This window comes from Streptomyces sp. NBC_00287 (genome assembly GCF_036173105.1).
GTDB lineage: Bacteria > Actinomycetota > Actinomycetes > Streptomycetales > Streptomycetaceae > Streptomyces.
Genome location: NZ_CP108053.1, coordinates 9,046,637 through 9,071,390, shown reverse-complemented (window position 1 = coordinate 9,071,390; position 24,754 = coordinate 9,046,637). Strand labels below are relative to the sequence as shown.

Genomic DNA, 24,754 nt, shown 5'->3' with positions numbered 1-24,754 from the left:
GAGTCGAACTTAGCCCGGAGCCTCACGGAAGTCTCGTTCGCGGTAGAGACAGAAGCGCCGGTAGAGGGGGTCCTGGGTTCCGAGGGTGGTGTAGATCCGCGCGAATTGTCGGCTCAGCTCGGCGGTCGTCGCAAGATAGAGCTCCTTGGGATCGAGGGCAGTGGTGGGCGGGTCGAGGATCAGGTGCGTCAGCACCACGATCTCGGGGAACGCCGCGAGGTGACTGCGGTCCTCAGCCGAGACCTTCTTGCTGACAGCGAGAGCTTCGACTCGGTCGAGGCGATCGGTCCACTCTTTTCCGAGGTCGATCGGCATTCCGGAGGCCGACCAGTCCTCGACGATTCTCCGCGCCAGGTCGAGGGCTTGCCGGACCGTGCGGTGACAGCGGGCGAGCTGGTCGAGTCGACGCTGGGCCTCGATGACTTCCGGCAAGGAGACGAGCGGGATGTCGTGAGTGGAGCGGGTCCAGAGCTGATGCCGCAGGCAGAGGTGGACGTGGGCGGGCGAGAGGGTGATGACCACGGAAGCGGTGGGGCTGCGGCGGGCTGTGCAGCAGCGGCAGGGGCGGCTGATCAGCTGTTCCGTTCGCCGCCCGGGATCATGCGGGCTGAGGAAGTCGGCGAGCGCGGGCAGGGCCCGGGCGAGCTGGGACGTTGGGCGCCCGGAGAGTGTGGCCAGGCGTTCAGGCGAGTGGGGAGTCCAGCCGGCCGCGGTGTTGCTGAGCGGGGAGAACTCCGGCGGCAGCGGGCCCAGGAGGCGGGCGAGGAAGCCCGCGGGACGGTTGTTGGCGACGGCCAGGCGGTGGAGATAGGAACCGAGGGTCTCGTTATGGACGGGGCCGAGAGCGATAGGCAGCTGGCGGAGTCGGTCAGGCTGCGTCGGCATCCGGCCTCCCGCGGCGGGGACGCCGCTTGCGGCGGTGTTCCTGGTGAGCGTCCTCGGCGGTCTGGTCGACCTCGATGGCCTCCAGCGTTTTGCGGGTGATGGCCTCGCTGCCGTTGATGATGGCCTCAAGGGCGGCGCCGCGGACGAGTTGGGAGAGGCTGCCGATCGCGCCGTCGGTGCGTTCGTGGAGGTAGCCGTCGAGTTTGAGCAGGCTGCCGGGCTTGTGCCGGTGGAGTCGCAGGGCGTCTTCGAGCGAGGCGACCAGGTTCCGCCAGCTCTGCCGCTGTGCGGTGGTGCCGTAGGCAAACGGTTCGGTCTCGGTGACGGTGTATCGACCGGCGATCTGCTGACCCCGGACACCGCTGAACAGGCCGCTCGCGGCGACGTCGATGCCGGCGAGTACGAAGGTAGCGGGGATCCGCTCGGACAAGTATTTCAGCTGGTCGGAGGCTTCGGCCCCGGCCTGGGTCGCGAGGTTGAGATTGTGGATCTCGTCGACGAGTGCGAGTTCGACGCGCATTTTGATCAGCAGGTCGCAGACAGCGTTGGTGATGGACGCCTGGGTCTCCTGCCGGATGACCGGGAGGCCCAGAAACCGGGCGAACTCGATGGCGAGCATCTTCGGGGTGGCCCGGGGCGGGACGGTGACGTAGACGACCGGCAGCCGCCCTGCGGCGGCCGGGCCGAGTCGTTTGCGGACCAGGAGTTCATGGTTGCGTCCGAGCTGGGCGATGGCGGTCGTCTTGCCGGTCCCGGCCTGGCCGGTGACGATCAGCCCTCGGCGGCCGGAAATCTGGTGCCGGTTGAGCAGGACCAGGCGCCGTCCGGTGGTGAACACGTTGCGGACGGTGGGGGTGGCCACGATCACGAGCCGGGAGTGGTAGTCCAGCCGGGGCTCGTTGTAGGCGAGCCGCTTCTCCTTGGTCAGGGCCTTGAAGGCCCGCAGCGAGAGCATGGTCGGGCAGGCCGGGGCGTCGTCGACGAACTGTCGCCAGCCGTCCTTGGTGGTCAGCGGGTTGTGCTCGCCGTCATGGGCGTCGGGCGGAGTCACCACAGCGGATTCACTTCCTCTTCCAGGGGGTTGAAGACGCCGAACGGGGTGACCGGCCCCTCCTCCGGCCCTTCGTTCTCGCTGTCGTCCGCATCGGCGGATCGGGCAGGCGGGAGTGCGGGCCGTGCGGGGGCCTCAAGGGCTGCCCGGGTGCGAGCCATGACCTGCTCCGATCCGGTCGGCGGCTTCCCCGACCTGCGCAGCAGCTTGGCCAGGACCTGGGCAATAGCGGTCTCGCTGGTGTCGTCGCGGCCCTGGTCGGCGAGGAGCTGGCGTGCGTGGCGCCAGGTGAAGTCGGCGAACGGAGCCCGGACCATGGGCAGATGGGTCCACGGGACTTCGATCCACCGGCGGCTGTCGCTTCGCCGTACCCAGACGCGGGAGACGTCGTAGGGGTCGTAGTGGACCTCCCACAAATCCTGCTTGCCCGTCACCCCGGACGGCTGCCTCCGCAGCCGGTTGAGCTCGGGGCTGTCGTAGGTGCGGTAGTTGACCTTGATGCCGTAGTCGTTGACGGCCCTCCAGACCGCGGGCAGCAGTTCGATGTAATCCTCCGCCGACAGAGCGACCGGCAAGTATCCGGCGCGGGCGACGGCGATGGCGTACGACTCGTTCGGCGACAGCGTCCGCCCCGCCATATAGGGGTTGCGCAGCCCCTCGTGGGGACGCTGCTGCCAGCAGATGATCCACTCGTCCAACAGGTCCTGGAGCTGAGCGAGGGTCCAGACCGCCTCGGAGGCCGGATCGCGTCCGCGACGGGTGACATCGGAGCCGGTGTAGCCCGCGACGTACTGGCAGAACAGCGAGTTGATCGACGCGAAAGTCCTCTCCACGATCGCCTTGTCCGTCGGGGTCCTGGGCCGGGCGAGCTGCAAGGAGATCCCCAGCAGCGAGCAGGCGGAGGAGAACGTATCGGAGACGAACACCTTGCCGTGGTCGATCACGATGGTGTCCGGGACGATGACCGGCTTGGCCGCGGCCTTCTCCAACCGCGCGTCCACCGCCATGAGCCGCTGGTGCGGCAGGATCGAGTCCGACATCGCCAGGGTCTGGCTCCAGCCCGGCCGCATCGGCTCGGGAACCAGCATCCTCGCCAGCAGCACCGCGGCGTCCACGCCTTTCGTGCCCGCGGGCCTGAGCAGGGCCGCGCAGATCGTGCGCGTCGTGACATCGACCGCGATCGTCAGTTCCGGGCGGGCCACGACTCCGTCGTCCAGCACCGCCATCACGTCCAGCCGCGTGGAGTCGATCTGCACGATCTCCCCGGGGCGGGCGGCCATGGACGGGGTGAACGGCCCCACGGGCCGAAGCGCCCGCTGACGGCGGACCGTGTCCGACCCGAAGGACTCGTTGTTCTTGGCGAGGCTGTTCACCAGCCGGTAGAAGGTCGCCCTCGTCGGCAGGAGCTTCACCGCTTCCTCGCCGTGCTTCGCGGCGAGGATCTGCTCGGCCTGCAGCATGAGCCGCTTGCGGTCGCCCGTGGAAAGGTCCGTCTGCCCGGCCAGTGCCTCGGTGACCGCCTCGACGACGCGCTCGTCCGTCCTTCCGGTGCCGGGGACCGGGGCCGGCGGTTTCCGGGACCGGCCGTCCACCAGTCCCCACAACCCCTCGGCCTCGTAGCGCTGCCGCATCCGCCGGAAGGTCCGCTTGCTGATCTGCTGCCCGCCGGCCGCCAGCTCGGCGACCTTCGCAGCTTCTCGCTCCATCAGCGTCCGCCAGGCCGGGTCGTACTCGGGCCGAGGAGACGTGCCCTCCGGAGCGTTCGGAGGCAGCCCGGTGAGTACTTCCACCACGTGCTGTTCCCAGAACCGGGCCTGCTCGACAGCCGACCGCGGCAACGCGTCCACCAGCGCGAACGGCGGCAGGACTCGTTCCTGGACCGCCTCCAGCCCCCGGTCCAGCACCTCGAAATCGGCGGCCGCCATCACGTAGCCGCAGCCATGACACTGGTGTCACCCTCGTCGCTGAGCAGCCGCAGGGCCGTTCCCTCCAGCCCGATGACCTGCTGGTTCCGGCCCTCGAACCGGATCCGGTCCCCGACCCGCAGAACCCCGCGTGGCGCCAGTTCAGCCATGACTCACCGCCGCGCAGCCGATCATGGAGCCGTCTCCCAGCGGCACCGCCAGGTCAAGACGCAGGTCACCGCACCACAGCAGGTGGAAGAGCGTCGGCAGGACGGACAGCGGGTCCCCCACTGCCTCGGCACCGTCCATGAGTAACCGCGGGTCACCGAAGGCGTCCATGAGCCGTTTCGCGACGTCGCCGACCCGGTTGCGTGGATGCCGATAGCCAGACAGCCAGCGGACGTTGGCCATCTCCACCGGATCGGGCTCGTGCACCAGCGCGAAGGACCAGCAGCCCATCTCCTGGCACATCGCCTCGGTCGCCGAGAACTTCACCGCGTCCTCCGGGCCGACCCGGTCCGCTGGCCGGACATCGACGACCAGGCCCGAGCCGTCCTCCAACCGTGCGAAGTAGTCCGGCGTATGGGAGAGCCGACGCTTCTCCCCCTGCCAGGTCACCCGGAACGGCTGCGAGGCCAGCCCCACCACCCTCCGGTCATGATCGAGGAGCATGGCCCGGTCCCGCTCCAGCCAGGACTCGAACCCCACCAGCGACTGCGTCGTCGCCGCCCAGTACCAGCCCGTGAAGTGCCGCTGCCCGCGGTACGACGTGAACCGCCGTACCGGGAGCACCGACTCGAACCGAACCCGGGACACCGCCTCCAGCACGGACTTCCGCAGCCCGCCACCCTCACCGTCAGCCCACTCGACATCGACCAGACCCAAATTCATCGCCGCCCCCGGCTCCGCGTACCTGCCGAAAACGACCGTGACAGGTACAGCGAGAACCGGACCAAGAAAATGAGATCAAACCCCACGTACGGGGCAAACACCGTCGCTCAGCGCACGACGCAATGAGAATCCGACAGCACGAACGAGAACGAGTGAGAATCCGACAGCCTCAGTGCGACAGGACACCATGAGCGAGGTGTTCGGGGCCACTATCGTGCTCAGCTGGCCAAGTGAAGCGCGCAGTGGCCAAGTAGCGCGCTCAGTCACACGGGGCCAGGCAACCTCCCCGTACGCATACGCCTCGGTCAGGGAAGTGACGACCGAATCGACGAGGCGGTCCTGGTCGGGCCGTACGCGCAGACGGCACGCCGTATCGACGTTCTGCGTGCCCGCTCTGCATCCGTACCGCAGACTTCTGGTGCGCCCTAGGAGAACTTGTACCCGGTGAAGTCGGCCACGCGGACGTACCCGATGCGCTGGTAGAGGGCGTTGCTGGTGGGGTTGGCCGGGTCCGCGAACAGGACGACGTCCGTCGCGCCCGCGGTCAGGGCGGCTCTGCTCACCTCGACCGTCACGGCGCCCGCGTAGCCGCGGCCCCGGAAGGGGGCCGGGGTGGAGACGGGGTCCACCCGGACCATGCCGCCGACCATGGAAGTCGAGCCCGCCATGGAGACGGGAACGCCGTCCGGGGTCTCCCAGAACGTGAAGTGCTTGTCCGCGAAACGTGTATCGGCCCAGGCATCGGCGTCGATGAGGTCTATGGTGACGCTCTCTCCGACAGCGACGCAGAACTCACGGCACCAGCGCACGACTTGCTCATGGTCCTGCTCGCCCGCCACGCGGCCCCGTCCCTCGGGGCGCGGCAGCGGTGGGGTGAGCGTGCCGAGACGGTAGAGATGAGTGCGCCAGAAGGGCACCGGCGCTGCGCCCGTGCCTCGCTGCCATGCCTCGGCGAACGCGGTGGCGGTGTCGTGGTCCGCGATGACGCCGGAGGGGGAGTAACCGAGCGCAGCCAGGTGAGTTGTGAGGGTGCCGGCCTGCTCTGCGGAGAGGGGGGTGAGGCCTAGGTAGCCGCGCGGAGTGCGGTAACAGATGGCGCGGACTTCGCCTTCTGACTCCAGCCGGCCGAAGAAGGTGCCTTCGGTACCGGGTGCGCCCGCCCCGCGTGTTCGCAGTCTCTCGATGTCCGTCAGCGGCGTGTTGTGCAGGGCAGGGCGCGAGCGCAGGAAGTCACCGGCTCGGGCGAGGAAGTCGTCGATGTCTTCGGTGAGGTGCCAGTCATCTGGGCGCATGCTGCATGATCCCTGATGTACGGGCCCCAGGTGCGCACCTGTCAACTTCGGCAGCGGGACCTCATCCCCCAGCCGCCTTCACCTGCCCCCTTGCCGAACTCACGCAGGACCCCCGCTGAAGACTGGCAGAGCCACGACTGCATCGAGATGGTCTTTCAAAGAGGACGCAGCGAGCGTGGCAAACGAGGTCGACGTCTTGAGTCCGAGATCGTACTTGGCGAACACCTTGACCCTGGTGGGCTGATGCGGCCCTTCCAGCACGAGGCTCACCGTAGGGTGCGCAAGGTCAGGTACCACCCTGTGGAGCACAACGCTGGTCATCGAGTAGCCGGTGCCTTGGGCAAGGCGGGCGTCGAAAACGCAGCGAAGAGTCCGGTTTCCCACGGGGACGAGCGTGTAGGAACGGCGGTCCTCGGCCGGCTGGTAGCGGTATTCGAGGAACGGCTCTCCGGTTTCAGACAGTTGGTACTCCTGATGCCGATAAGCTCCTGCGAGGATCGTGGAAGCAAAGTCCCAGCGATGATTGTGGATGCTCTCCTGGAACTCCATTGGCGCCGTACCGTTTTCGCGCCAGACGTGGAGTCGGAGCCGATAGTCGACGGTGGAAAGCAGCACGATCTTGACGAACCCGTTCGGGTGCACGACCGAACGGTGGACGACGCCGGAGAACCTGTCCTCGTCCCTGGTGATGGCGTAGATCAGACGGGGAAAGGCCGAGGGGCGAGCCACTACGGACAAGGCTTCGGCGAGGGACTCTTGGCTGCCGCTGATGTAATCCGCGATGCGTCTGGACAGCTCGCGTTCAAGATCCGCGATCACGCTCACCCTGACTAATCCCCCCTCCAGGACTCGCCGTCCTCCACGTTACGAGGAGCACGACAAGCCTGTCACCCATCTTCGTGTCGGTGACGTACCTTTGGGGCACACCGTTGCGGGGGGGGAGCGCGCGATGAGTGCCAGGTATGACGACCATCTGGACTTCGCAGGTGGGGAGTTCACCGGACCGGTAATCGGCAAGGTCGAGTACCACCCGTACCAGGTCGCGCCCACGGCGCTCGATTCGCTGCCGGCGAGGGCAACCGGATTCGCCGGCCGCGACGACGAACTGAGCGCCCTGCTCGACGCGCTCAACCCCACCAAGCCGGGGCCGCAGGCCGTGCTGGTCGCTGCCGTCTCGGGCCTCGGTGGCATCGGTAAGACAGCACTGGCCGTGGAAGCCGCACACGAAGCGCGCAACCGGGGCTGGTTTCCCGGTGGCACGCTCTTCATCGACCTGCACGGGTACGACGAGACGCCGGTCACCGCCGACCTGGCGCTGCAGTCACTGCTCCGAGCACTCGGCACCCAACCGAAGCACATCCCCGTACGAGCCGAGGACCGGGCCGCCTTCTACCGCACCGCGCTGGCCCGACTTGCCCGCGAGAAGGGGGCGGCGCTGATCTTGGCGGACAACGCGTCGTCCGTCACGCAGGTCCGTCCCCTCCTGCCCGGCGACTCCGTTCACCGCTTCCTGACCACCTCACGACACAAGTTCCCCACTCTCGGAGCACGCCTGCTCACCCTGGACGAGTTATCCACGGACAGCGCGTGCGACCTGCTCCGGCGCGCGCTCCGTACGGCCAATCCCGACGACGCACGTGTGGCGGACAACGTCACGTCGGCGTCCGTACTGGCACAGCTGTGTGGCTGCCTCCCGCTCGCCCTGCAAATCGCCGCGGCCCTGCTGATCGCAGACCAGCACATGCCCATCAGCGAATTCGGCCGCGCACTGAGCGCATCTCGCAACCGTCTTGACCAACTGGACGATGGAGACCGCAGCATGCGTGCCACCTTCGAACTCTCCTACCGCGCCCTCCCCGAGCAACAAGCCAGGCTGCTGCGCATGCTGGCTCTGGCTCCCGGACCGGAGACCGGTATCGACGCCCTGACCGCGCTGCTGGGCGACGACCGCCCACCGCTCGGCGACCTGGCCGCACTGGAACGCGCGCACCTGGTCGAAAGGGGCAGCGGCCGACACCGCTGGCGCATGCACGATCTGGTCCGCGAGTACGCCGTGGAGGTCGCGGAGCGCAGTGCCGCGTTCATGCAGGAGGCCACAGTCGCCCGCGGGCGCCTACTCGATCACTATCTCGAGCGCACCACAGCCGCGGTGGAACGGCTGCGCTGGTGGCCGGGCACGCTCGTGTCACAGAAGTTCGAGAGCCGGGCCCAGGCCATCGCATGGCTCGACACCGAGCGGGTCAACCTGCTGGCCACCATGCAATGGGCCGTCGACGCCCGCCACAACACCGCGGTGATCCAGCTGGGCTACATGCTGGGCAGGTATCTGTACTTCCGCCGATACTTCGACGAGTTCGTCGTCATCAGCGGCTACACCCAGGCGGCCGCCGAGCATCTCGGCGACCACGAGGCAGAGGCCCGTGCCTGGAACGACCTGGGCCTGGCCCTGCGGTCGGCGGACCGCGCCGATGAGTCCATCAATGCCCTCACCCGCGCACGTGAGTTGTCCAAGGCGGTCGGCGACCGCAATGGAGAGGCCTATGCCTGGAACTACCTCGGGTCCGCGCTACGCGTGGCCGGCCGACTGCAGGAGTCCGTCGACGTCCTCGGACAAGCCTCCGCGCTCTTCCAAGCCATGAACGACGGCAATGGGGAGGCGTACGTGTGGAACAACCTGGGCCTCACTCTCGTGGACCTGGGCCGCCCGGAGGAGGCCGTCAGCGCGCACAACAAGGCCCGTGACCTGTTCCGGGCGGCCGGCAACCGGGACCGCGAGGCCAAAGCCTGGCAGAACGCGGGACGCGCACTGTGGTCCACGGGACGGTCGGTGGAGGCGGTGCACGCGTACGAGAAAGCTCTCGAGGCCCACCATGAGTTCGAGGACTGGCACGCCGTAGGCGAAACACAGCAATACCTGGCAGAAACCTACGAGAGCATGGGCCGTCAGGCCGAAGCGCGCACCTGCTGGCAGCACTCCGCCGACGCCTATCTGCGCGCCGGCGCCGAGCGGGAGGCCGCAGAGGCCCGCGAACGAGCCACGACCCTCCAAACCGACGGCCTGGCGCCGCCCCTCAATTGAGGACGGGAGCAGATCAGGAAGTCTCGTGCGCTGCGTGAAGGACCCGAAAGCGGCCCGGTTCCCCCGGATCTCGATCAACGACTTGGATCGGCGTCCCGACCCATTGCCACACGCTGATGCCCGGCGTACGGGAGAACCGGACCTGCCCGCGGGTGCCCTCGACCGCAACGCGCGGCCAGGATTCGGCGAGGCGCGCCCGGTCCGCGCCGTGAGAACGCAGCACATCGGCAAGGACGGCGATCGTGTCGTAGCCCTCGAAGGCAACGAAGGAGGGCGCTTCGGCCAGCCGCTCGCGCAGGGCAGTCTCGACTCGTGCACCCAGTGGGCTGAGGCGCTCGGGCAGGTAGCGCAGGAACGGGACCCCTGCGCCGTCGTCGCCGAGCAACGCGGCCCATTCCGCGAACTCCGGCTGCCCGGCCGGAGCTCCGATCATGAGCCCGGCGAGGCGCTCGTCGCGGCGGACAGATCTCACGATCGGCACGGCCGGCTCCGGGTGGCCGACCAGAAGAAGGAGGGCAGTCGCGCGTTGGTCGGCGAGTTCGTCGCACACGGCCGCGGGGTTGAGCGCCGGCATGTCGAGTTCGATGACGGTGCCGCCGCGTGGCGCGAGGTAGTCCCGCAAAATGCGGGTCCCGGCTGCCCAGTAGACACTCGGCTGGGTTGCTACGGCGATACGGCTGTGGCCCGCGCCGAGGAGGAAGTCGGCGTAGAGCTGCCAGCCTCGGGACTGCGGCGGGGAGAGGCGCGCGACCCATGGCGTCGGCTGTTCGGTGAGCGCGTCGAGGACCGCTGACGAGCACAGGAACGGCAGGCCGAGCGCGTCCGCCCTGGTGGCAGCGGCGCGGGCGACAACGCTGTGGTACTCCCCCGCCACCGCGGTCACGCCCAGGCCGGCCAATTCGTCGACGGCTGCCGCAGCTCTCTGCGGATCAGCAGCGGTGTCCCGGACCACCAACTCGAGCGGCCTTCCGAGGATCCCGCCCGCGTCATTGACTTCGTGAACGGCGAGTTCGAGTCCAGCGAGCAGGTGCCGACCCGCCTCGACCCAGCCAGGCCGAGTCAGCGGGACGAGAGCGCCGATGCGGATTGATGTTCCGTCAGCCTGTGCCGCTCCAGGCGGCGATGGCGGCGTACTCATGCGTCGGCGCTTCCCGCGTGACGGTTCGAGCGCAGTTCGCGCCGACCGCAGGGAGGCACGGCACAGTCGTACACGTTCATCTCATCCAGCCGTTGCGGGGGCACCCGGGTGATCATGCGCACATTGCAACCACCACCGTCGCCGGCCCGCAACTGATTATCTGTTTGACGGTTGATCAGCCAGACTTGCTCTTGTTTCCCAACGGAGAAGGGACGGCAAGCATGGCGAGCAGCGCACTTCTGGTGATGGACGTCCAGCGGGACGTCGTGGCCATCGCCGACGACGGTTCCGGATATCTGCCGCGCCTGCGCAGGGCGATCGACGGTGCCCGGGCCGCCGACATCCCCGTGATCTACGTGGTGATGGGGTTACGGCCGGGCGATCCGGAAGTCAGCCCTCGCAACAAGGTGATCACAAACGCCGTGCGGGCCGGACTGTTCCGCGAGGGTGCCCCTGGCACCGAGATCCATGACGACGTAGCGCCTCAGCAGGGCGACGTCGTGGTGACCAAGAGGCGAGGGAGCGCGTTCTCGGGCAGCGACCTCGACCTGGTACTCAGGGCTCGCGATATCGACAGCCTTGTTCTCACCGGCATCGCCACCAGCGCTGTAGTGCTGTCCACCCTGTGGCGCGCCATCGACCTGGACTTCGGCCTCACCGTCCTGGCGGATGCCTGCCTCGACCCCGACCCCGAGGTGCACACGATGCTCACCGAGAGGCTGTTCCCTCAGTGGGCAGATGTCCTCGCCGTCGAGGACTGGCTCAAAGCGATCGCACCGCAATAGCGGGAGGCAGTCTTCTGGCGACGACGTCCACCCATCGTCACTGATCACCGAGCCCGCGCCGTCAGCCCATCAAACGCAGCCTGTCCAGTTCGCCGGCGATCGCGTCCCGCAGCACATCGTGCTGCGGACCGAGCCTGAACCGCTCGTCACTCCATCGCTCACGCGGATACAGCCACACCGGCCGGCCCACCAACTCGGCTGGTTCCCACTCGAACCGCGGCCAGACATGGGCGTGCAGGAACGGGTCGGTGTTCCCCAGGATCTCAAGGTTGACCCGGCGGAACTGGGGGTCCAGCTGGCGACAGGCCCGTTCGACCGCTTCGCCGAGCCGGTCCATGTCGGACAGAAACGACAGCCGCTTCGCCCTCGGCAAGTCAGACAGCCGTTGAACTTTCCGTTCATCCACGAGGAGAACCGAGTAGCCCGGCAGGAACTGCACATCGCCGATCACCGCAAACCCCGACTCAAGCCTCCGCAGCACGGTCGGGTTCTCGCCACGCAGAGCAGCACCGATCCGGTCCGTCCGCCAGTCACCTGTCACCTGTCACCTGTCACCTGTCACCTGTCACCTGTCACGACCCAAACCTATCCACGAGTGATCAAGACCCGCTTCGCTCACACGATGCACTGCGCGCACCCCGGACCAGCCACCATGGCCCTTGTCCTGACTGGCTATCAGGCGGCCCATCCGCCTTGCGCGCCCGGCCCCGCCGGCGAGGGAAGCCACCCGCACGGCACACTGGTGCCCCGGCTACCGACAGACAAGGTTTTCATGGCACACCGACCCCGCCCTCGCGTGCATCTGGTCACGGGCGGTCCCGCGTGGGAGGAACGACACGCGGTACCCCGCCAGGCCGGGTTCACGAGGAGCCAGCAGGCAGCCCGCAAGCAGCTCACCCAGCTCATGGGACAGCTGGAGGAAGCCATCCGCCGACGCGACTGGCAGGCCGCCCGCACCGCACGCTCGGCGGCTTGGGACGAAGTGAACCGCCTCGCCGACTACCTGACCCGCGAGGAACGCACAAAGCTCTGGACGTACAAGCGCCTCATCCTCAACGGCGAGGCCCAGGACCGCCCGCGCACCAACCACCCGTAACAGCCCCGCGCAGCAACGCTCCTCGACGGCGAGGTCAGCGCTCTCGGTCCGCGTGCGTGTGCGCATCGCCTCCAGCAGGCTGTTGGCGGGAGCAGCGCGCTCAGAAGGACCGATAGATCCGGTCGGGATCGGCGAACGCCGCCTCTGCGAACTCCGCGAAGTCCATGTTGCCGATCGACAGGTTTCCGTGCACCGCGTGGACGCCCGCCGGAACAGTCCGGAATTCGCGAGGTGGCGGGGAGTCGATGAGCTCCTGGTAGTACATCGGGTCGAGGTCGTCGTCTTCGTCCTCGGCGATGTCGAGGGCCAGCAGCGCGTGATGGACAGACTGCATCGTGACTCGGTCGGCGAGGAACACCACGCTCAGGTTTTCGTCGCGTCTCACGGCGTTGAGGACCTCATCGGGCCCGAGCTCGGCCCAAGCAGGATCGTCGATGAGGTACACGGAGGCTTCGAACTCGCCGTTGTCTCCCCATGGTTGAGCCAAGGCCGCCGCCACCGCCTGCCATGCGGCGGCGTCATCGAAGTCAGTCCTGATGACCAGAGCGTCGAATTCATCCCGCCCGACAATCTCAGGCATCGCTTTCATGCATCCCCTCCCACGGTGCCCGGCGCGGGGCGACTGTCTCACGAGCCGCTGACAACAGAGGGGCCTCCTTCGCTTGAGGCCCTGGGCCAAGGGAGCGTTCATCGCCGCACCATTGCAACGGATGAGGGTGTGGCTGTTGCGTTACTTTCCAAGCCGTTGCAATGATTTAGCGGCTGTGAGCTGCTGTGACGGTGATTTAGCGCAACGAGTGTGTTGCCAGTTTCTTGAACGCAACGTAGCTTTTCCATCGTCAGAAACGGCCGGGCCGACAGGGCGCCCGCCGGAAGACGAAGGAGAGCACGATGCAGACGTTCAAGACCCCCGCCCCGATCTCCGCCGTCCTGGACATCCCCGCCGGACGCATCCAGCTCATCGCCGCCGACCGGCCCGACACCGTCGTCGAGGTCCGGCCCGCCAACGCCGCCAAGTCCCGTGACGTGAAAGCGGCGGAGCAGCTGGAGGTCGGCTACGACGACGGCGTCCTGCGGATCCAGGCCCCGGAAGGAGGCAACCGGCTCCTCGGCCCGTCCGGGTCCGTCGAGGTCACCGTCAAGCTGCCCGCCGGCTCCCGCGTCGAGGCGAAGACGGCCGCCGGCGAACTGCGCGTCGTCGGCCGCCTCGGGGACGTCGAGTTCGACGGCGCCTACCACCGCATCAAGATCGACGAGGCCGCGAGCCTGCGCCTCACCGCCACCGACGGCGACGTCGAGGTCGGCCGGCTGGGCGGCCCCGCGAAGATCAGCACCCAGCGGGGCGACATCCGCATCGCCGAGGCCGTACGCGGCGAGGTCGTCCTCAGCACCCAGTCCGGCGACATCTCGGTCACCGCCGCCGCCGGAGTCTCCGCCGCCCTGGACGCCGGCACCGGCTACGGCCGGATCAGCAACGCCCTCAAGAACGACGGCACCGCCGAACTCGACATCCGCGCCACCACCACCCACGGCGACATCACCGCCCGCAGCCTCTGACAGGAACACCCAACCCACCGGGAAGGACATCGCCATGAAGTCGCCGCTTTCACACAAGCCCAAGGCGGCGACCCCGGCAGGCCCCGGCCCCCTCGCCTCCTTCATCCGGTTCGTCATCCTCGGGGGCGGCACCGGCATCCTCGCCAGCCTCGCCGTACCGCTGCTGGCCATGGCCATGCCCTGGGCGGCCTCGAACGCGGTCATCACGATCGTCTCCACCCTGCTGTGCACCGAACTTCACGCCCGCTACACCTTCGCCCGAGGACGCGGCGCCCGATGGCGAGAGCACTGGCAGTCAGCCGGCACAGCAACCGCCGCCTACCTCACGACCAGCCTCGCCATATGGGCCCTGCACCTCATACAGCCCTGCCCCGGCATGCTGACCGAGCAGACCGTCTACCTCAGCGCCTCCGCCCTCGCAGGCACGGCCCGCTACCTCACCCTCCGCCTCTACGTCTTCACCACCCGCCGCACGGCCCGGACCGCACCACCGGTCAGACACCAGCAGACGCCGACCGAACCCGTCCTCGCGGCATAGAACAACACCCGCCCCCACTACGGGCATCGCCCAACGAGACGTCGGGAGCCGACGGCAGCACCACCGGGCGGGAGTTCGAGTCCGAGAGGGCGGTGGGCGTTGAGTGCGTACGCGGAACTCCCCGGGGCTGTCGCCGGTTCTGGCGGCACCGGATGGTCGCTGATGGAAGCGTGTCCGCCGATGGGCAGGGCTGCGTAATGTGGCTGCCGATCTCCGGTGCCTGGGCGGGCCACCGGTGGTGACTCCGGGGAGGGAAAGCCCGGTGACCAGCAACGACTTCACATCCATCGACGTGTTCTGCGCCCTGGACGTGGGCAAGTCCACCCACCACGGCACGGCCTCGGCCGGCGACATCATCTCCTGTCTGGCCGAGTCTCTCGCCGTTCTCCTCAGGCGTCGCGAGATCCTGGAGACCCGCATGACGGCCCTGCTGGAGGCCCACCCTCTCGCGAAGGTCCTGACCTCCATGCCTGGGGTCGCAGTCAGGACCGGTGCCCGCATCCTGGCCGAGGTCGGCGACGCCGGCGCGTTCCCCACTGCCGCCCACCTCGCCTCCTACGCGGGACTGACCCCCACCACACGTCGTTCGGGAACCTCAATCCGCGGCGAAGGGCCACCCCGAGGCGGCAACAAGATGCTCAAACGGGCTCTGTTCCTGGCCTCGTTCGCCTCGCTGAGCAGCCCAGAGTCGCGGGCCTACTACGACAGGAAACGGGCGGAAAAGAAGGGTCACAACGCGGCCCTCATCTGCCTCACCCGCCGCCGCGTGGACGTCCTGCACGCCATGCTCAAGCACCGCACCCTCTACCAACCCGGGCGCGAACAAGCAGCCTGACCAAGCCCGCAGACCTTGACCGAACACATAGAAACACCCCCCGCCGGCGCCTGAACACTCATGAACATCGCGAGTGATCGCCACCCGCGACCGCGTCGAGCTGCGCGCAGTGCTGTCGATGAGCTGGACTGGGTCAGCCTGCCAGTCGGTCGAGCGCCAGGGCGTGAGCGTGGTCGAGGGAGTCAGCAGCGGCGCAGGGGATGTCCGGCTGCACACCGGTGCCCTCCCAGTTCGTGCTGGAGACGGGGTTGATGGCGCGGCCGACGGGGACGGTGGCTTCCAGGTGTGGGTGCAGGGTCCAGCCCTGGCACGGGTGCGCGCCGCCGCGGGTGGGCTCGCCGACGACTACGGCGCGGCCGAGCTGCTGGAGGTCGTACGCCAGCTCCTCAGCGGCAGAGAAGGTGCTGTCGCTGGACAGCAAGTACAACGGCTTGCTGCCGCCGAAGCGCGCGCCGGGAACGTGCGGCAGGCTCCACGACTGCTCGCTGCGCTCGCCGCCGCTCCAGTACATGGTGTTGAGGTGGGTGCGCTCGTCGAGCAGGTAGCTGCAGACGAAGGCGACCGTGTCCGGGTCGCCGCCCCGGTTGGCGCGCAGGTCCACGATCAGCGCCTGGGCACGGGAGGCCATGGTGAGCGCGGCGCTCAGCGGTTCGGCGGCCCACTCCAGCGGAAACAGCATCGGCGCCAGCTCCACCACGGCGACCCCTCCGTCGAGCAACTGCACCCGGGGCGCACCGCCCAGAGAGGAGTCGAAGTCCCGGCGCATGGCGTCCCGGGTGGCCGCCCCCTGCTTCGGGGAGACCGGGGCGGCGTGGTGCTTCAGTCTCAGATGCCGGTCGCCGTTGACGGACTGCAGGTCCGCGGTGACCAGGCGGGCGAGCTCCTCGGCGTCGTCGACGTCGTAGGCGCCCTCGGTGAGGCGTCGTTGCAGCAGACCGGCCAGCTGCTCAGCTATCTCGGGGAAAACGTAGTGCTCGGTCAGCAGCCGTGCCGTCTCGTCGATGACAGGGGCCGGCACAAGCTTCGTCACAGTCGTCATGGCAGGGAGTAGAGCACTGCCCTTGCGAAAGCGTCAAAGGCTTTAGACACTTTCGGTATGCGTGATCAGCCTCCCTATCCGCCGCCTCCTGAGGACGTCCTGGAGATCGGTGCGCCTGAGCAGTTCGCGGCGCTCTCCCACCCACTGCGTCAGCGGTTGCTCTTCGCCCTGGGCCACCGGCCTGCCACCACCAGCCAGCTTGCGGCGCAGCTCGACGCGAAGAAGGGCAACGTGGCCCACCACCTCAAAGTGCTCCGCGAAGCCGGGCTGGTCCACATCGCCGAGACCCGCCAGGTCCGCGGCGGCACCGAGCAGTACTACCAGCGCACGGCCCGCCAGATGGTCGTAGCCGAACCCCAAGCGGCAGGCACCGCCGCGATGCTCGCCGCGGTCGCCCAGGAGCTGGACCGCTCTCCTGTCGAGCCTCACCTGACACTGCGCCACCTGCGACTGAGCCCTGCGAAGGCAAGAGAACTCGGCGAAGCCCTCGCCCAACTGGTCGATGAGGCCGAGGAGGATGCCGAGGACCAGCCCGTGCACGGTGTGTTGGTGGCGCTCTATCAACAGGCCCTGCCGACCGACACCACTGGTTCCGCCTAGCGGCACCAACCTCCCGAGACAGCACACCCCCCAGTCGCCCCAGATCAGCGCGCTGCACGCGACTTTCTTCGAAGGTCGTGGACAGATCTGCCGTCAGCCCGGGATCCCATCCGACCGCCCGAAGGGCGGTTCAGGGCGGGCAGGTTGGCGCCGCCCTCCGCTACGCGGGACTTCGACGCCTTCGGCGAGGTGGCGCAACGCGTGGTGCTGTCAGGAGAGATCGGCTGCCGGGCCGAGGGCCCGTGCCAAGGTGGCACTCACCAGCCCGATTCCTGACCATCTCGCCCGCCTGCCGGGAGGAGCCCGCGCTCACGTGCGCAGTCCTCCAGCAGCCCACGTAGCTGTCGCCGCCCTCGGCGCAGGCATCAGTTCACCGTTGCGACGGGCCTGCCCATGATGTCGGCGATCTCCTTGCGGGTGAACTCGTCCACGTCCGCCAGGAAGACGGCGGTCCTTTCCTCCTCCGGCAGCGCTTGGAGGACGGCCTTGACGCGCGCGGCGGGCAGGGCCTCGAGTGCCTGCGCATCGGCCCCGCGCATGCCGGTCGACATACGGGACTGGCCGCTCGCCGGCGGCAACGCCTCGATCTCCGCCACGTTGCCGCTCCACTTCCCCCGGTGGGAGTCGATGAGCGTGTTGATGAGGGTGCGGTAGAGCCAGGCCTTGAGCTCACTGTCCGTACGGAGGTGGTGGAACGACGCGCACGCCTTCGCGTACGTCTCCTCCACCAGCTCCTCCGCGTCGGCCGGGCTGCCGGTCATGCGCAGCGCGGCCGAGTACATCCGGTCGAGCAAGGCCAGCGCGTCCCGTTCGAAGCGCGCGCTGCGCTCCGCGTCGGATTCGCTCCCGACCCGGCACGCCTCGTTTCGTGTCGGACCGCATCGATAGTGCGGGGGCGGTGCGGCGGTGACGCCCGTGCCCGGTGCCGGGTGTGCCAGGCACAGGCCCGTCATCCTCTGCGCGCTGTCCGCGGTGTCGGCCGGTTCTACCGCCTACCGTCGCGGTTCTGGCCGCAGTGGAGACCAGAGTGTTGGTGATGGACCGAGGCATCGAAGGCCCCTCTCCGTCGGAGCCGGCCCAAGAGCTGCCGGCCGGGGTGAATTGGTGGTGGTCGTGGCTGTTTCCCCCTTCAGGCGCACGCGCGGCTGCTCTACGGCATGCGGGAGTTGTCCTTCTCGATCGCCACCAGGTCACTCTTGTCAGCGACCAGGTCACTCGGGTCGCACCCCCGTGTCGCCCTGGGCGTGCTGCGCGAGCACCGAGCGGGTGCACAGCACCACGGCGGCGGCCACGAGCACCACGAACACCAGCATCACCAGGCGAGCAGACACGTACTGCGTGGCGATGCCCAGCCCCACGACCGGAACCGACAGCCCGATGTACCCGCCGAGAAAGAAGCCGGAAAGCACCTCGGCCCGAGACTCCGGCGGGGCCGTCGACCCCGCGGCGACCAGCGCACCCCGAAAGGCCAGACCTCCTCCGGCGCCGGTGAGCACGCCACCGATCACGAACGTCGCCAGGTTCGGCAGCCACATCCCGCCTGCAAGGAGCGCGAGGCCCGGGATGAGGAGGAACGGGCCGATGCGGAGAGACAGTTGCAGGTCGGCCCGGCTCAGTGCGATCTGTGCGACGGCGCCCGCGGCGAACGCGGCGAATGCCACCGCGCCGGCCACCGCGTGCGAGCCCTGGTGCAGCGTGCCGGCCAGGAAACTCGGAGCCAGCGAGTTGAACACGCCGTAGACGGAGAACGAGGCAAGGCCCGTGGCGGTGGCGGCGAAGAACATCCCACGAGCGTGCCGCGGTACGGCGATCCGCTGCGGCCGGTAGCGCGGGGCGGGAACCGGCCGGTCCGCGGTCTCCGGTGAGAGCGCGACCAGGAGGGCCAGCACCAGCAGCACGGCGGCGAACAGGATGTAGGGCAGGCGCAGCGGTTGCGGCGCGTACTCGGCCAGCAGGCCGGCGGCCAGCGGGCCGACGCCGATGCCGCCCAGGTTGGCCGCGGTGGCGACGACCTGGGCGCGGCGCGGCGAGCTCGTGTCGCCGCCGAGCACCCCGATGTGCAGCTCACCGAGGTAGGCGGTGGCCGTGGCCGTCGTGAGGCCGATGGATATGCCGGAGATGATCCTGGCGACCATCAGTCCGGACAGGCTCGGCGCGAGCAGGAAGATCACTGCGCTGACCACGTTGAGCAGCAGCGCGGGCACGAACACCCACTTGCGCCCCACCCAGTCGGACAGGTGACCGCCGAGGAACAGGCTGACGATCACCCCGACCGCGTACACGGCGTACACGACGGTGAGCATGATCGTGGAGAAGTGGTCGCGCTGCTGGTACAGCACATACAGCGGCGTCGGGACCGCCGAGAAACCCATGTTCACCAGGAAGGCCAGCGTCGCGGCCCAGAAACCGAACGAGTGGTGCAGGCGGCGTCGCGGATGCGCGGGATGCGAGGGGTGCAGGTGACCGAGCCCGGCCCGCTCACCTCCGGCGCTGATGACAGAAGACATGAAGGGGGTGTCCTTGTCGCGATAGACGATCGATGGCCGCAGCCCGTTGCCGCGCCCAGCCCCTTCAGCCTCCTGTGGTGCGGTTATGCTGTCCAACAAAGAATTTCGAAGAAAGTCATTGATCCGGAGCATGACGTGGAGCTGCGGCACCTGGAACACTTCGTCGCCGTCGCCGAGGAGCGCAGCTTCACTCGCGCCGCCGCCCGCGTCCATCTCGGACAGTCGGCGCTGTCCGTTTCGATCCGGTCACTGGAACGCGAGCTCGGCAGCCAGCTGTTCGATCGCACCACGCACCACGTCGAACTCACCGACTCCGGCCGGGCGCTCCTCGTCGAGGCACGCAACACACTGTCCGCTGCGGACGCCGCCCGGGACGCCGTCGCCGCCGTGCACGGGGGACTCCGCGGCTCGGTGCGGGTGGGCATCATGCACTCGATGACCGTGATCGACCTGGCCGCCGTGCTGACCCGCTTCCACCGGGAACGCCCGCAGGTCCAGATCATCCCGAGCGCCGCCCTGGGCGGTTCCGTCGAGCTGGTCAACCAGGTGATCGACGGCAGACTCGACCTGGCCTTCGCCGCGTTGCCCAGTGACTATCCGCCTGGCCTGACGGTGCACCCGCTGGCGTCCGAGCCGATGTTGCTGGCCTGTCCGGACGACCACCCGTTCGCCAAGCGCAAGGTCATTGCGCTCGACGAGCTCGACGGCGAGCCGTTCGTGGACGTTCCCTCCGGATGGGGCACCCGCCTCAGCGTCGACCGGCTGTTCCAGGAAAACGGTCTGCGGCGCGTGGTCGCCGTCGAAGTGGCCGACATCCCCACCGTCGTCGAACTCGTCAGAGCAGGCTTCGGATTCGCGTTTCTGAGCGCGTCAGTGGCCTCGGGCTCGCGCAGTGTCACCCTGCGGAGGGTGCGGCCAGAACCGCTGTTCGTGCCCTCGCTGATCACCGCGGCCGACCGTCGCCCGTCCGCCGCGGCCAAAGCTCTCATCGACCTCGTGCTCGCCGCCTACCCTCCCCCGAGTCCGGACGCCTGAACAATTGGTGGCGACCTTGCCGACCATGGTCGCGTACGCGCCCTTGCTGGAGGTCTCCTTGAGCGTCTCGGCGGCGATGGCGCCCCATCCGGTGCGGATCGATCCGGGTTCGACGACGACGATGTCGATCCGCCGATCCAGCGGGTCATCTTCAGTACGCCGAACCTGCTCGCCGGCTACCTGTCGAAGCAGCAGCAGATGCAGGACGTGATCGTCGCCGCGCTGAGCGAACGCGCCGCCGCGGCCGGAACCCCCTACCCCGCCGGGGACCCGACCCTGCGGGCGATCACCGCCGCCGCCCTCGACAAGGCCATGGCCGCCGTGGCGCCACAAACCCGACCGTGACTGCCTCGCCCCCTCGGATGCTTGCGTGAGGATGCGCCCCCGGTCTCAGCGCAGGCGCCGGGCGCCCGGTCCCGGCTTGGCGGCGACCTCCCTGGGCGCCAGCGCGACGTGCTCCTCCGCGCACTCGACGACGACGTGCACCGGGGCCCCGCAGTCGGCGTGGCGCATGTCCAGGACCGGGCCCGAGGGGTCCGGATCGTACGTCTCGCCCCACTGGCGCAGGGCGACCAGGACGGGCCAGAGGTCCCATCCCTTGCGGGTGAGCCGGTACTCGTTGCGCGCGCGGCTGCCCGGCTCCCGGTAGGGAACGGTCGTGAGGATGCCGGCCGCGGTCAGCTTGCGGAGCCGGTCGCTCAGGACCGCGTCGGACAGGCCGATATGACGGCGGAAGTCGTCGAACCGGCGTACGCCGTTGGCCGCGTCGCGCAGGATCAGCAGCGTCCACTTCTCGCCGACCACGTCGAGCGTGCGCTGGACGGGACAGTTGTCGGTGCTGACGTCGAGCCACTCCATCCCGACATCATAGAACCCTGGCTTCGTCATTGACAGTCAGGTGCGGGCAGGGCTAGCTTCGATCGACGAAGCCAGCGGGGAGGATGCTCAGGCATGGGACGGACACGTACGTACGAGTGGGAGGACCCCGCCGTCACGGCGGCCGCTGTCGGGGGCGCCTCCGGCATGGACTTCCTGCGCGAGATGCTGGCGGGCCGGCTGCCCTCGCCCCCCATCTCGTCCACCCTCGACTTCACGCTCGACGAGGTGGAGGAGGGCAGGGCGGTGTTCTCGCTGACGCCGGGCGAGGAGCACTACAACCCGATCGGCAGCGTGCACGGCGGCGTCTACGCCACCCTGCTCGACTCGGCGGCGGGCTGCGCCGTCCAGTCCACGCTCCCGCCGGGCATGGGGTACACCTCGCTCGACCTGAACGTGAAGTTCCTGAAGCGGATCACCGTGGACACGGGCAGGGTCCGGGCCATCGGCACGGTCGTCAACCGGGGTCGGCGGACTGCGCTCGCCGAGGCCAAGCTGGTCGACGCGGAGGACCGCCTGCTCGCCCACGCCACCAGCAGCTGCATGCTGTTCCCGGTGTCTGCCTCCTCGGCCTGAGAGACGGCAGCGGCAGGCACCCGGTCATCGCAGGAGGAAGCCCGCTACGTAGCCGAGCGCGTTGACCGCCCAGTGCAGGCCCATCGGCGCCAGCAGACTCCCACTGCGGCGGCGCAGTTCGCAGAAGAGCACGCCCGCGGCCGCGGTGAACAGTACGGCCGCCACCACGCCCAGCGGAGCGTCTCCGAACACCGGTGTCAAAGCCGGCTTCGCCGCCGTCAGATGCAGGGACGGCAGAACGTGCCACAGGCCGAACAGCGTGCTCGACACCGCCGTGGCCCACACAACGCCGCGCGCCCGCAGCAGCAGGCCGTACAGCACTCCGCGAAAGGCCACTTCCTCCAGCAGGACCGTGCCGAAGGGGACCGTGACCAGCACCCGCCACGCCACTTGCGCCCCCGTCAGCCGGTCGTAGCGCTCGTCCTCGAAGAGGTCACGCGTCATCGGCAGCAGCGCACCGGCCAGGTAGACCACCGCGACGATGCCGACCAGCACCCCTGCCCAGCGCGCGCCACGCGCCCATGACGCCGGGTCCAGCCCCGCTTCCGCCCAGGTGCCGCCGGCCCACCACAGGACGCCGAACAGCAGCGCGCTGACCGCGACCGCCGTCACCGGCTCGATGGGGGACGCCCAGCGATGGTTGGCGACGTTGGTCACCGCGAGCACGGCCACGGTGACGCACACGGCCGGCCAGACACCGATCGGGCGCCGGAGGCAGCGGACGAGCATGCCCGACGGTCGCACGGTTTTATCGCCCTCCTGCGAGACCCTGACCTGGGGCGCTCGCGCACCAGGCGTGCGAGCGCTGCCGCGTACCGGCGGAGACTTTGAGGCGTATCGAATGGAAATGTCTCATGGTGGGGTCTTTGATGTTCTTCAGCAGGATGTTGTTCAGCAGACGGTTTCCGCATCCGCTTCAACCGCGAGGAGGCCCGTCTTGTGAGTACGCCGCACCGTGGACGGACGTCGGCGGGAAGGAGTCTGGACGACGCGCTGCTGTCCGCCCTCTTCTCGCAGTCGCCGATCGGCCTCCAGGTCTGGGACACGGAGCTGCGGCTGGTCCGGGCCAACACCGCCGCCCGCCGTATCGAGAACGTCGCGTTGGAGGAGCTGGTGGGCCGACCGCTCCATGAGGTACTGCACGCCTTCGCCGTCACCGACCCCGACTTTGTGCTCCACACGGCCAGAAGTGTTCTGGAGACCGGGAATCCGGTGCTCGACCTGCACGTCCACGCAAGGTCCCCTCGGAATCCAGCGGCAGAGCTCGTGCTTTCCGTGGCCCTCTTCCGTCTGGACGACACGGACGGCACGGTCCTGGGGATGTCGTCGGCGGTCACCGACATCAGCGCGCAGACCCGTGTGCAGGCCGGCCTCGGACTGCTGAACCGAGCCGCCGTCAGCGTCGGGACCACGCTCGACATGTTCCGTACGGCCGAGGAGATGTGCGACCTGGCCGTGCCGCAGCTGGCCGACGCAGTGGCCGTGGACGTACTCGACCCCGTACTGCGCGGCGAGACCTCGGCTCCCTTGGCCATGAATGAGAGCGCGCTGCTGCGTCGCGTGGGCTTCCATGCGCCGGCCGGCGTCGGCGCCCACGCCCCGGACCCGCGCACCATGGGAGAGGCCGACATCCACCCCATCGGCACGCCCTACCAACAGGTGCTGTCCACCCTGGCGCCTCGGGTGGTCCGCCTCCCGGACCCGGACAATACGTGGCTGGACCCCACCCGTATTCGAGAGGCGGCGCTCCTCGCCACCGGTGTCCATTCGATGATGGTGATGCCGCTGCGGGCACGCGGCGGGCTGCTGGGACTCGCCCGTTTCTACCGCTGGCGAAATCCGGCTCCCTTCGAGGCCGACGACCTGGCACTGGCGGAGCAGTTGTCGGCGTACACGGCCCTGTGTCTGGACAACGCCCGGTTGTACCACCGCGAGCTGGCCGCCGCCCGGATGCTGCACCACCACGTCCGGCAGTCCGCGACGTCCAGCTCCCCCGCCGTGGAGACCGCCCACGCCTACCTGCCCACGGGCACGGACGCCGGCTGGTTCGACGTCATCCCGCTGTCCGGTGCTCGCGTCGCCCTCGTGGCCGGGGACAGCCCCGGGGACCGCCTCGACGCCGTCGCATCCATGGCCGAACTGCGAGCGGCCGTCGCGGCCCTGTCCCAGCTCGACATCCCGCCGGACGAGCTGATGGAGCGGCTCCACGACGTGGCCGCAGGACCCGTACCCGCGCCCCGGGACACAGTCGGCGGATCACGCTCGCCCGACCGCGACTCGCCCGCCACCTGCCTCTATGCCGTCTATGACCCTGTCAGGCGCGTCTGCACGATGGTCAGCGCGGGGCATCCGGCGCCCGCTCTCGTCCATGCCCACGGTGGCGTCGAGCTGCTTGATGTCTCCCAGGGTCCGCCGCTCGGCCATGGCATTGCCCGGCACACCGCCGTGAAGCACGTCCTTCCCGAGCACAGCACCCTCGTGCTGTCCGGCACCTCCCTGCTCCAGGACGCCGATCACGGTTCCGCCCTGCACGTGGACGAGCTGCGCCGCGTCGCCACACCTCCCCCGCCCTCCCTGCAGGCCATGTGCGACGCGATCACCGACGCGATCGCCCTCAGGCAGCCGACCCAGGGTGTCGCCCTCCTCCTGGCCCGAGTCAGTCCACTGGACAGCGATCACACGGCCACGTGGACACTCCCCAACGACCCGCGATCCGCATCCCGCGCGCGCAAAGAGGTGACCGCGCGCCTTTCCGACTGGGGCCTGGACGCCCTCGCCGACGGCAGTGCGCTCATCGTCAGCGAGCTCGTGACCAATGCATTCCGGTACGCCCAGGGCCCCATCGAGCTCCGGCTCATCCGCGACCGGACGCTCATCTGCGAGGTCACCGACCAGAGCGACGCCTCGCCGCACCTGCGACGTGCCGAGGAGAACGACGAGGGCGGCCGCGGGCTCTTCATCACCGCGCAGCTCTCCGAGCGATGGGGTATCCGCCCCACTTCGCGCGGCAAAACCATCTGGGTGGAGCAGCCGCTGCCCGCCGACGGCGAGCCGGGCTGATCCGGCGGTG

General features: G+C 68.8%; 25 protein-coding genes and 1 pseudogene. 11 read left to right on the top strand and 15 right to left on the bottom strand.

Going from position 1 to position 24,754, the window contains the following annotated elements; genetic code table 11:
* Nucleotides 1–9: 9 nt before the first annotated feature.
* The 7 genes from OHT76_RS41205 to OHT76_RS41175 form a co-directional block, all read right to left on the bottom strand.
* Entirely contained in the window at nucleotides 10–885 is an 876-nt protein-coding gene (locus OHT76_RS41205; protein WP_328875999.1) for a TniQ family protein, read from the bottom strand.
* Complete coding sequence (locus tag OHT76_RS41200; RefSeq protein ID WP_328875998.1) at nucleotides 869–1,939, bottom strand: ATP-binding protein; 1,071 nt, start codon at nucleotides 1,937–1,939, stop codon at nucleotides 869–871. Before OHT76_RS41200 ends, OHT76_RS41205 begins: the two co-directional genes overlap by 17 nt.
* Nucleotides 1,933–3,861 carry a Mu transposase C-terminal domain-containing protein gene (locus tag OHT76_RS41195; protein WP_328875997.1) on the bottom strand — a complete coding sequence of 643 codons (1,929 nt, stop codon included), beginning with the start codon at nucleotides 3,859–3,861 and terminating at the stop codon, nucleotides 1,933–1,935. Before OHT76_RS41195 ends, OHT76_RS41200 begins: the two co-directional genes overlap by 7 nt.
* Nucleotides 3,861–4,010, bottom strand: a complete 150-nt coding sequence (locus OHT76_RS41190) for a hypothetical protein (RefSeq protein WP_328875996.1) — start codon at nucleotides 4,008–4,010, stop codon at nucleotides 3,861–3,863. Before OHT76_RS41190 ends, OHT76_RS41195 begins: the two co-directional genes overlap by 1 nt.
* A complete protein-coding gene (locus OHT76_RS41185) occupies nucleotides 4,003–4,731 on the bottom strand; it encodes a TnsA-like heteromeric transposase endonuclease subunit (RefSeq protein WP_328875995.1) in 729 nt (242 codons plus the stop codon). Before OHT76_RS41185 ends, OHT76_RS41190 begins: the two co-directional genes overlap by 8 nt.
* Before the next feature lie 425 nt (nucleotides 4,732–5,156).
* Nucleotides 5,157–6,023: a GNAT family N-acetyltransferase gene (locus OHT76_RS41180; protein ID WP_328875994.1), complete on the bottom strand. Its 867-nt coding sequence runs from the start codon at nucleotides 6,021–6,023 to the stop codon at nucleotides 5,157–5,159.
* 99 nt (nucleotides 6,024–6,122) lie between these two features.
* Complete coding sequence (locus tag OHT76_RS41175; protein ID WP_328875993.1) at nucleotides 6,123–6,848, bottom strand: hypothetical protein; 726 nt, start codon at nucleotides 6,846–6,848, stop codon at nucleotides 6,123–6,125.
* A gap of 124 nt (nucleotides 6,849–6,972) precedes the next feature.
* Here OHT76_RS41175 and OHT76_RS41170 point away from each other — a divergent pair, with 124 nt between their 5' ends.
* Nucleotides 6,973–9,102 carry a tetratricopeptide repeat protein gene (locus OHT76_RS41170; RefSeq protein ID WP_328875992.1) on the top strand — a complete coding sequence of 710 codons (2,130 nt, stop codon included), beginning with the start codon at nucleotides 6,973–6,975 and terminating at the stop codon, nucleotides 9,100–9,102.
* A gap of 13 nt (nucleotides 9,103–9,115) precedes the next feature.
* Here OHT76_RS41170 and OHT76_RS41165 read toward each other — a convergent pair whose 3' ends face one another.
* Nucleotides 9,116–10,240, bottom strand: a complete 1,125-nt coding sequence (locus OHT76_RS41165) for an ABC transporter substrate-binding protein (RefSeq protein ID WP_328875991.1) — start codon at nucleotides 10,238–10,240, stop codon at nucleotides 9,116–9,118.
* Between the two features lie 221 nt (nucleotides 10,241–10,461).
* On the opposite strand from OHT76_RS41165, the gene OHT76_RS41160 reads away from it, so the two are divergent.
* Nucleotides 10,462–11,025 carry a cysteine hydrolase family protein gene (locus tag OHT76_RS41160; protein WP_328875990.1) on the top strand — a complete coding sequence of 188 codons (564 nt, stop codon included), beginning with the start codon at nucleotides 10,462–10,464 and terminating at the stop codon, nucleotides 11,023–11,025.
* A 61-nt stretch (nucleotides 11,026–11,086) separates the two neighbouring features.
* Here the strand turns inward: OHT76_RS41160 and OHT76_RS41155 are convergent, their stop codons facing one another.
* Nucleotides 11,087–11,566, bottom strand: coding sequence for an HIT family protein (locus OHT76_RS41155; RefSeq protein WP_328875989.1), 480 nt, complete (start codon nucleotides 11,564–11,566; stop codon nucleotides 11,087–11,089).
* Between the two features lie 231 nt (nucleotides 11,567–11,797).
* Between OHT76_RS41155 and OHT76_RS41150 the strand changes: the two genes are divergently transcribed.
* Nucleotides 11,798–12,121, top strand: coding sequence for a hypothetical protein (locus OHT76_RS41150; RefSeq protein WP_328875988.1), 324 nt, complete (start codon nucleotides 11,798–11,800; stop codon nucleotides 12,119–12,121).
* Between the two features lie 100 nt (nucleotides 12,122–12,221).
* Here the strand turns inward: OHT76_RS41150 and OHT76_RS41145 are convergent, their stop codons facing one another.
* On the bottom strand, nucleotides 12,222–12,701 hold the full coding sequence (locus OHT76_RS41145) for a DUF6924 domain-containing protein (protein WP_328875987.1): 480 nt from the start codon (nucleotides 12,699–12,701) through the stop codon (nucleotides 12,222–12,224).
* 311 nt (nucleotides 12,702–13,012) lie between these two features.
* Here OHT76_RS41145 and OHT76_RS41140 point away from each other — a divergent pair, with 311 nt between their 5' ends.
* The 3 genes from OHT76_RS41140 (at nucleotide 13,013) to OHT76_RS41130 (ending at nucleotide 15,051) form a co-directional block, all read left to right on the top strand.
* Complete coding sequence (locus OHT76_RS41140) at nucleotides 13,013–13,678, top strand: DUF4097 family beta strand repeat-containing protein (RefSeq protein ID WP_328875986.1); 666 nt, start codon at nucleotides 13,013–13,015, stop codon at nucleotides 13,676–13,678.
* A 34-nt stretch (nucleotides 13,679–13,712) separates the two neighbouring features.
* Complete coding sequence (locus OHT76_RS41135) at nucleotides 13,713–14,216, top strand: GtrA family protein (RefSeq protein WP_328875985.1); 504 nt, start codon at nucleotides 13,713–13,715, stop codon at nucleotides 14,214–14,216.
* A gap of 262 nt (nucleotides 14,217–14,478) precedes the next feature.
* Nucleotides 14,479–15,051 (top strand): transposase, encoded by a 573-nt coding sequence (locus tag OHT76_RS41130; protein WP_443049890.1) that lies wholly within the window; start codon nucleotides 14,479–14,481, stop codon nucleotides 15,049–15,051.
* Nucleotides 15,052–15,184: 133 nt separating this feature from the next.
* Here the strand turns inward: OHT76_RS41130 and OHT76_RS41125 are convergent, their stop codons facing one another.
* Complete coding sequence (locus OHT76_RS41125; RefSeq protein WP_328875984.1) at nucleotides 15,185–16,090, bottom strand: S41 family peptidase; 906 nt, start codon at nucleotides 16,088–16,090, stop codon at nucleotides 15,185–15,187.
* A gap of 57 nt (nucleotides 16,091–16,147) precedes the next feature.
* Here OHT76_RS41125 and OHT76_RS41120 point away from each other — a divergent pair, with 57 nt between their 5' ends.
* Complete coding sequence (locus OHT76_RS41120) at nucleotides 16,148–16,690, top strand: ArsR/SmtB family transcription factor (RefSeq protein ID WP_328875983.1); 543 nt, start codon at nucleotides 16,148–16,150, stop codon at nucleotides 16,688–16,690.
* Between the two features lie 257 nt (nucleotides 16,691–16,947).
* Here the strand turns inward: OHT76_RS41120 and OHT76_RS41115 are convergent.
* Nucleotides 16,948–17,632 (bottom strand): annotated as a pseudogene (locus OHT76_RS41115) (sigma-70 family RNA polymerase sigma factor).
* Nucleotides 17,633–17,901: 269 nt separating this feature from the next.
* Complete coding sequence (locus OHT76_RS41110; protein WP_328875982.1) at nucleotides 17,902–19,356, bottom strand: MFS transporter; 1,455 nt, start codon at nucleotides 19,354–19,356, stop codon at nucleotides 17,902–17,904.
* On the opposite strand from OHT76_RS41110, the gene OHT76_RS41105 reads away from it, so the two are divergent.
* Together OHT76_RS41105 and OHT76_RS41100 are read left to right on the top strand one after the other, a co-directional pair.
* Complete coding sequence (locus OHT76_RS41105) at nucleotides 19,333–20,232, top strand: LysR family transcriptional regulator (protein ID WP_328875981.1); 900 nt, start codon at nucleotides 19,333–19,335, stop codon at nucleotides 20,230–20,232. The genes OHT76_RS41110 and OHT76_RS41105 overlap by 24 nt on opposite strands.
* Nucleotides 20,233–20,430: 198 nt before the next feature.
* Nucleotides 20,431–20,577, top strand: a complete 147-nt coding sequence (locus OHT76_RS41100; protein WP_328875980.1) for a hypothetical protein — start codon at nucleotides 20,431–20,433, stop codon at nucleotides 20,575–20,577.
* Between the two features lie 45 nt (nucleotides 20,578–20,622).
* Here OHT76_RS41100 and OHT76_RS41095 read toward each other — a convergent pair whose 3' ends face one another.
* Nucleotides 20,623–21,090 (bottom strand): winged helix-turn-helix transcriptional regulator, encoded by a 468-nt coding sequence (locus tag OHT76_RS41095; RefSeq protein WP_328875979.1) that lies wholly within the window; start codon nucleotides 21,088–21,090, stop codon nucleotides 20,623–20,625.
* A 93-nt stretch (nucleotides 21,091–21,183) separates the two neighbouring features.
* Here OHT76_RS41095 and OHT76_RS41090 point away from each other — a divergent pair, with 93 nt between their 5' ends.
* Nucleotides 21,184–21,684, top strand: coding sequence for a PaaI family thioesterase (locus OHT76_RS41090; protein WP_328875978.1), 501 nt, complete (start codon nucleotides 21,184–21,186; stop codon nucleotides 21,682–21,684).
* Between the two features lie 24 nt (nucleotides 21,685–21,708).
* Here the strand turns inward: OHT76_RS41090 and OHT76_RS41085 are convergent, their stop codons facing one another.
* The gene (locus tag OHT76_RS41085; protein ID WP_328875977.1) at nucleotides 21,709–22,428 is read right to left on the bottom strand and encodes a CPBP family intramembrane glutamic endopeptidase; all 720 of its coding nucleotides are present in this window, start codon (nucleotides 22,426–22,428) and stop codon (nucleotides 21,709–21,711) included.
* A 195-nt stretch (nucleotides 22,429–22,623) separates the two neighbouring features.
* Between OHT76_RS41085 and OHT76_RS41080 the strand changes: the two genes are divergently transcribed.
* Nucleotides 22,624–24,744, top strand: a complete 2,121-nt coding sequence (locus OHT76_RS41080) for an ATP-binding SpoIIE family protein phosphatase (RefSeq protein WP_328875976.1) — start codon at nucleotides 22,624–22,626, stop codon at nucleotides 24,742–24,744.
* Nucleotides 24,745–24,754: the final 10 nt, after the last annotated feature.